This is a genomic window from Bradyrhizobium sp. KZN70725, from assembly GCF_055264925.1.
Window position 1 is genome coordinate 1 of record NZ_JBUYWT010000123.1, and the last position, 7,076, is coordinate 7,076.

At 60.9% G+C, this 7,076-nt stretch carries 5 protein-coding genes and 1 pseudogene; 1 reads left to right on the forward strand and 5 read right to left on the reverse strand.

Features of this window, described 5'->3' with window-relative positions; all coding sequences use genetic code 11:
- Window positions 1–379: 379 nt before the first annotated feature.
- The 3 genes and pseudogenes from ACZBJS_RS41665 to ACZBJS_RS41675 form a co-directional block, all read right to left on the reverse strand.
- The gene (locus ACZBJS_RS41665; protein WP_253589756.1) at window positions 380–1,579 is read right to left on the reverse strand and encodes an IS91 family transposase; all 1,200 of its coding nucleotides are present in this window, start codon (window positions 1,577–1,579) and stop codon (window positions 380–382) included.
- A 37-nt stretch (window positions 1,580–1,616) separates the two neighbouring features.
- Window positions 1,617–2,461 (reverse strand): annotated as a pseudogene (locus tag ACZBJS_RS41670) (tyrosine-type recombinase/integrase).
- A gap of 158 nt (window positions 2,462–2,619) precedes the next feature.
- Window positions 2,620–3,654 (reverse strand): methyltransferase, encoded by a 1,035-nt coding sequence (locus tag ACZBJS_RS41675; RefSeq protein ID WP_463440247.1) that lies wholly within the window; start codon window positions 3,652–3,654, stop codon window positions 2,620–2,622.
- A 182-nt stretch (window positions 3,655–3,836) separates the two neighbouring features.
- On the opposite strand from ACZBJS_RS41675, the gene ACZBJS_RS41680 reads away from it, so the two are divergent.
- Complete coding sequence (locus ACZBJS_RS41680; protein WP_463440248.1) at window positions 3,837–5,408, forward strand: winged helix-turn-helix domain-containing tetratricopeptide repeat protein; 1,572 nt, start codon at window positions 3,837–3,839, stop codon at window positions 5,406–5,408.
- 424 nt (window positions 5,409–5,832) lie between these two features.
- Here the strand turns inward: ACZBJS_RS41680 and ACZBJS_RS41685 are convergent, their stop codons facing one another.
- Window positions 5,833–6,042 (reverse strand): cold-shock protein, encoded by a 210-nt coding sequence (locus ACZBJS_RS41685; RefSeq protein WP_463440249.1) that lies wholly within the window; start codon window positions 6,040–6,042, stop codon window positions 5,833–5,835.
- Window positions 6,043–6,550: 508 nt separating this feature from the next.
- The gene (locus tag ACZBJS_RS41690) at window positions 6,551–6,892 is read right to left on the reverse strand and encodes a response regulator (RefSeq protein WP_463440250.1); all 342 of its coding nucleotides are present in this window, start codon (window positions 6,890–6,892) and stop codon (window positions 6,551–6,553) included.
- Window positions 6,893–7,076: the final 184 nt, after the last annotated feature.

The following is a 7,076-nucleotide window of genomic DNA, read 5'->3' on the forward strand; positions in this document are numbered from 1 at the left end:
AGCGAAGTGCGGGTCGGGACGAAGAAACGGCCTCAGATCGAACAAAGAAACTGACGAAGGAAAAGATGCGCCGACCTATCGCCTATTTAAACGCCTCCCTTGACAAAGCCCATACAAGGAAACCGCGCTTAAGGGAAACGTAGGCGGTGCCGCAGGCGCTATGGGGATTTGACTGCCGCGGGCGAATTGGCTGATTTGAATCGAGCCGATGCAACGAGGTGTTCGAGGGTGAATCGGCTGGCGAATGCGCGGCGGGTGGTGTCGAGCTCGACAAATTGTCGAGCGCGTTATGGCGGGCGGTGGATATCTGAGCGCGCTCTGCCGTGGCTGGCCGAGAGGCAGCGAGCACTACGAATAGATTTGCAGGACAGCGACGTGGTCATGAGGTGTCGATCCTGATGCGGTTCGTTGGAGCTGTCGGCCGATGCCGTGGCGTACAACCGCGCTCGAAGACCTCGATGATGATCATGCGACCGCCGCAGCATGGGCAAGCCGGCTTGTTGGCATCGACGGCAGCCGCGGTGGGATTGGCTTCAGGCTTTGCACCGGTGAGCAGCTCGCGGACGCGTGCGATGTTGTCGGCGCAAGCGCCTTTGGCGAACAGGCCGTAATGGCGGATGCGGTGAAGGCCCTTGGGCAGCACGTGGATGAGGAAGCGGCGGATGAACTCGTCTGTGGCGAGCGTCATCTGCCTGTATCGATCGCGGCCCTCGATGCGGTAGTCCTTCCATTTGAAGGTGACGCGCTGCTGGTCGCAAGCGATCAAGCGGCTGTTGGCGATGGCAACCCGGTGGGTGTAGCGCGACAAATAGGCCAGCACCGCCTCCGGTCCACCGAACGGACGCTTTGCATAGACGACCCACTTGGTTTTGCGCAGCGGCGCCAGGAAGGCTGCGAAGCATGGGGTATCAGCGAGCTGGCTGTTGTCGCCAAAGAAGCTCAGGCGGCCGGCTTGATGGGCGGCGACGAGCTTCTGAAGGAACAATCGCCGGAACAGGCGGGAGAGCACGCGCACGGGGAGGAAGAATCCGGGCCGGCAGGACACCCAGCGCTGACCATCGGGCGAGATGCCGCCGCCCGGCACGATCATGTGCACGTGGGGGTGATGGGTCAGCGCCGAGCCCCAGGTGTGCAGCACGGAGGTGATGCCGATCCTGGCCCCCAGATGCTTCGGATCGGCGGCGATCGTCAGCATGGTCTCGGCCGAGACCTTGAACAGCAGGTCGTAGAGGACGGCCTTGTTCTGGCAGGCGATGTCGGCGATCGCTCCTGGGAGTGTGAACACCAGGTGGTAGTACGGCACGGGCAACAGCTCGGCCTCGCGATCGGCGAGCCACTCCTTTGCGGCGGCGCCTTGGCACTTCGGGCAATGCCGGTTGCGGCAGGAGTTGTAGGCGATCGTCGTGTAGGCGCAGTCCGCGCAGCGCGCGACATGGCCGCCGAGCGCCACCGTGCGGCAGCGCTCGATCGCCGACATCACCTTCAACTGGTCGAGGCTGACATGGCCGGCATGGGCTTTGCGCCATGCTACGCCATGGCTGCGGAAAATATCCGCAACCTCCAAGGCCGGGCGCGACACAAGCGCCGTCAGCCGGGCGGTCGGACCTCCTTGAGCTTCAGCGTGATATCTCCAGCGGGCTCATGACCTCGCTGATCGTCTTGGTGGCGACGCGGGTATAGAGCGCGGTGGTGTCGAGCTTGGCGTGGCCGAGCAGCACCTGGATGACGCGGACGTCGATGTTCTGCTCAAGCAGGTGGGTGGCGAAGCTGTGCCGCAAGGTGTGCAGCGAGACGCGCTTGTTGATCTCCGCCATCTGGGCGGCGGCGTGGCAGGCACGGTTGAGCTGGCGTGTGGTCATTGGCTGGGCCGGGTCACGGCCAGGGAACAGCCAGCCTTGCGGCCGAGCCATCTTCCACCAGGCCCGTAGCAGCGCGAGCAGGCTGGGCGACAGCATGACATTGCGGTCCTTACCGCCCTTGCCCTGCTCGACGCGGATGATCATCCGCTTGCTGTCGATATCGGAGACCTTGAGCGAGACGACCTCGTTGGCACGCAGCCCGGCACCGTAGGCCGCGCTCAGCGCCGCCTTGTATTTGAGCCCCGGTGCGGCATCGAGCAGCCGTGCCACTTCCTCCACGCTCAGTACCACCGGCAGCTTGCGCGGCTCGTGAATGACATGGGTATGCTCGACGATCTCGTGGCGCTTGAGTGTGACCCGAAAGAAGAACCGCAGCGTCGAGACGGTCTGGTTGATGGTCGGCGCGCCAACGCCGCTTGCCGTCAGATGTAGCTGATAGCGGCGCACGTCCTCGAAGGTCGCCGTATCCGGTGATCGCCCGAGAAATGCGGCGAAGTTCTTGACCCTTTGCACGTAGTCATGTGGGTCTTCGGGGCCAACTTGCGGATCGTCATGTCTTCGATCATGCGCCGGCGCAACGGGCTCATTGCCTCGTCGGTCATGGGGATGCTCCTGTCTTGAGTGAGGTTGTCGAACCCCTCGATCTCAAGACAGGACGCCCCGTTGCGCTATCGTCTTGGCCGTGCCGCCAGCCGCGGCGTCCTACCGCGCGAGCGGTTTAGTCCTATGGCCCATCGCTTCCGTTGACGCATCGCCGCACCTAGGCCAAAACGGCCTCTATCACACTGACCGGCGATTTTGTTGCGACGACACCACTGAGGCGGAATCCGGCCTTGTTCAGAAGCCCGGTGTACTCGCTCTCGGTGCGCTCCTGACCGCCGACCAGGACCAGCATCACCATGTCCAATATTTTGCCTGGATGCGGAGTGTCGCCGGGTGGCAGGACCATCTCGACAATCAGCAGTTTGCTGTCCGCCTTCATGGCTTTGCGACAATGGCCGAGAATTGCCAGGCATTGCTCATCGTTCCAATCATGCAGGATGTGCGACAGGATGTAGGCGTCGCCACCCGCAGGCACCGACCGGAAAAAGTCTCCGACCTCAGTGGTCACGCGGTCGAAAACTCCGCGCTCTCTGAGCAGTCGTTCTGCATCCGCCACGACGCGCGGCTGGTCGAACAATAGACCTCGCGGCTCCGGATATCGCTCAAATATCGAGGCGAGCATATTACCGGACGCTCCGCCGACATCGACGACTAACTTGAATCTCGAAAAGTTGTAGGCCGCAGCGACTGCCGGAGGTTCGTCGCCATGCAGACCAACCATGGCCCCGGTAAACACCGACGCGGCTTCGGGATGCTGGGCAAGATAGTCGAAGAATTGCATTCCCTGTGCCTTTTCGAAGCCTGTACGGCCAGTCCGCAGAGAATGAGCAAAGTTGGCAAAGCCGCTTGCAACCCATTCGCTGCCGGTCATCAGCAAAGTAGATCGAGCCGCGCCCGGCGCGTGCGACTTCAATGCCTCACCAAGTGTCGTCAGCGCGAAGCGCTGTGCATCGCCTTCTGCGAGAAGTCCCAGACTGGCCAAGGTCCGCATCAATCTGTGCAAGGATGGCGCGTGCAGCGCCAATGGGCCTGCCAACTCATGCGCACTTTTGGGTCCATCGCCAAGCCAATCGGCCAATCCAAGCTTTGCCGCAAGGTGCAAGACATTAGCAACCGCGCCGCCCGTTCCCATCTGGATCAGCTGAACGTGCGGTGGAAGCGTTGGCGTGGCTGCCTTCATCAATTCGGCCATCAGTTGCTCCAAGTCGGAAGAGCGCTCCCCCGGGGGATTTCCGTTCACACCAATACCGAGGCATAGGCAGGCGCGCTTGACTTCTGGCTTACTTTTTCGTCACCGGCGGCTTACTCTTGGAGCGCGGTCTGGGACGCATGGGACGCTGTCCCACGGTCGGAGAGCGCCGGAGGGGGCGACGCTTGCGGTATTGGTTCGACAATTTCGAGTTCGACACAGATCGGCGCGAGTTGCGTCGTGGTCCGGATGTCGTCTCCGTCGCGCCAAAGGTATTCGATCTGCTTGAATTCCTGATCCGCAACCGTGAACGCGTGGTCAGCAAGGACGATCTCATCGATGCCATCTGGGACGGGCGCAGCGTGTCCGACACAGCGCTGACGACCCGCCTGAACGGAGCGCGGGCCGCGATCGGTGACTCTGGTCAGCGACAGCGCTTGATCAGGACGTTCCCGCGCAAAGGCTTCCGTTTCATTGGCGTCACCCGACAAGCGGCGGCATTCGCGGGGGCGGCGGTCGTGCAGGATGGGCAGATCGAACGTCGAGGTGCGGAGCCCGCGCTCCCCGACAAACCGTCCATCGCCGTGCTGCCGTTCCAGAACCTGAGCATTGATCCGGAGCAGGACTATTTCGCCGACGGTATGGTCGAGGATATCATCACGGGATTGTCGCGCTCGAAATCGCTGTTCGTGATCTCGCGAAATTCAAGCTTCACCTACAAGGCAAAGGCCATCGACATCAAGCACGTCGGCCGCGAGCTCGGCGTTCGCTATGTGCTGGAAGGCAGCGTTCGCAAGGTCGGAACACGGATCCGCGTCACCGGGCAATTGATCGATGCGTCCTCTGGCGTCCACATCTGGGCCGACAAATTCGACAGCGATCTCGAGGATATCTTTGATTTGCAGGATCGCCTGACCAGCAGCGTGATAGGCGCGATGTCTCCGCAGCTTGAACGCGCCGAGATCGAGCGCGCACGGCGCAAGCCGACCGCACACCTCCAGGCCTATGATTATTACATGCGGTCCAAGTTCAGCATCTATCAGTGGACTCGGGAGGGCAGCATCGAAGCTCTCAGGCTGAGCAAACTTGCCATCTCGCTCGATCCTGCATTTGCGGTCGCTCACGCGTCCGCAGCCAATATTTTTGGGCAGAGAAAAGGGTTCGGATGGGTCGAGGACGCGGAAGAAGAGCGCGCCGAGAGCCGGCAGCTGGCCGAACGGGCCCTGCAACTCGACAGGGACGATCCTCTCGTGCTTGCGCACGCGGCCCAAGTGTATTCCTACGTGCTCGAAGAACCGGAGACCGGGGTCGCGCTTGCCGCGCGAGCTATCGCACTGGATCCCAATCTCGCGTTGGCGCGCCTCTGGGCCGGCTGGGCCCAGGTCTATCTCGGCCACCACGATGCAGCGATCGAGCAGTTCTCGGCAGCCATACGCTTGAGTCCGATCGATCCGCACTTGTTCGTGCCGCAAACAGGGAGGGCGTTCGCCCATTTCTTTGTTGGGCGGTTCGAGGAAAGTCTGGCCTGGGCCACACGCGCGATCCAGCGCCAGCCAAACTTTCCGGGGGCGCAGCGAATAATGATGTCGAGCCTGGCGATCACGGGGCGCATCACGGAAGCCCGTCGCGTTTGCGACGCAGCCTTGCAAGCCGACCCCGCCCTGCGCATTTCCAGCATCAAGGGCGCTCCATTTCGCCGGCGCGAGGACGTCGAGAAGTTGAGCGAAGCATGGCGAATCGCCGGTGTGCCGGATTGATCGCTTCTGTCCCTAAGGTAACCTTGGACCGGCTGAAGCCAAGGTGTGCTTTCCGTTACGGAACAGACTAGGCAAATACAAATCTTTATAGGCTCAGGGAAATCATCAGCTTGGCAAGTCTGGGGGCGTGGGTGTTGCGCGTCCCTAATTATACCCCAAGACTCAATTGCCGACATCGGCTTATCGAAGGGAAGAGAGCCGCTGCAATGCGACCGGTCCCACAATTTGACTGCGGACGTGAGCGACAGCCGAATCTCTTTGCTTGTCCAGGGTTGTCCCTTTGCGCGAAGGGCAGCCGTCGGCGTTTCGCCGTGAACGGCCGGAAAATGGCTGGTAGGCTGATTGTAGAAACAAGAAACCCGCCCAACCGGCAGGTTGAGCGGGCATCGCGCCTCCAGTACATCCGTGGAAGACGCAGTTCGCTTTAGGCCAGCGAAAGATTGGCCGCACTGACCTTGCCGCGCATACGGTCGGTCTGGATCTCGAACATCACCTTCTGTCCCTCGGCCAACCCGGAAAGGCCGGCACGTTCGACCGCGCTGATGTGCACGAACACATCATTGCCGCCGTCGTTCGGCTGGATGAATCCGAAGCCCTTTTGACCATTGAACCACTTCACAGTACCTGTTGTCATTCTCTTCTCCAAAGCGCACATGCGCTATTCGCGCGGCGGTCGCGCAAATCAATCCAACTTCGTCGATGTCTTTGGAAAGGAGCCCGCGGGCGCATTCAACAAGGCACAGCGGCTGATCGAACAAACCCGATATATACTTTTTCTGCGACATTACAAGCTCTGCGACACCGCTGCCTTCGGGGGCTGTCAAATCGGCTGCGCCGGGTGCATAAACGTGTTTGCCTGAGACGTATCACAGGACATGCCGTTGTGGTGCCGTTTACGCGCGCTCGGAATCGCTAGCTCCAACCCGTCAGATCGGCAGCTTTGAGTGCGCCGTTTGTGGCGCCACGATGGAAAGCTGGAACACGGCGTGGGTGCCGTCCTATCGCCTAGTGGCGGGTCCTGTGAGGAAACCGCTGGATTAGCTGCTCGACGTTCCTGGCCGAACGTTCCAAGCGATAGATGCCGAGTTCGCTTACTGTCTTTGGCGGAAAGAAATAATGGCGCGCGTGAGACCTGACAAAGCTCACGCTTCCTCTAGTGCGTCGCGAAGGGACTTGAGGAGAAATTCGGTCCTCCAGGATTTCCCAACATTGACGGCATTGCGCAGGACCGGCTCCGCTTGAAGGTCGGCGGCAACATAGCCGCTGGCGAGAATGAAGGGCACCGACATCGCCTTGAGCATCTCCGCGACCGGGGTGACCCATTCCCCGGCCAAGTTGACGTCGAGAATGGCAGCGTCGGGCCGGTCATCCTTTAGAAGCTCGAGTGCGGCATCTACGTCTTGGATTGGACCAATTACGTTGTATCCGGCGGCCCTCAGCTCGGTGTCGAGCTCCAATGCGATGAGATACTCGTCTTCTACCACCAATATTCGGGGCGCGCTGTGCACAATGTATCCCCGGATGTTCAAGACTCCACAGGAGCTGTGATGTGAACCCCTAGGCGGTGTGGACTCTAAGGATTTCCTTTTAGGAGCAAATCAGATTCAAGGCTGCTTTTGGGAGGCAGTCTTGGGTGTGATGGATCGTCTGGTGTTGAGCGATGCGGCT

Bases quoted from the DNA above. Each gene is read 5' to 3' on its own strand.
- ACZBJS_RS41685 (WP_463440249.1), bottom strand. From the start codon at position 6,042: ATGACAACAGGTACTGTGAAGTGGTTCAATGGTCAAAAGGGCTTCGGA.
- ACZBJS_RS41675 (WP_463440247.1), bottom strand. From the start codon at position 3,654: ATGGCCGAATTGATGAAGGCAGCCACGCCAACGCTTCCACCGCACGTT.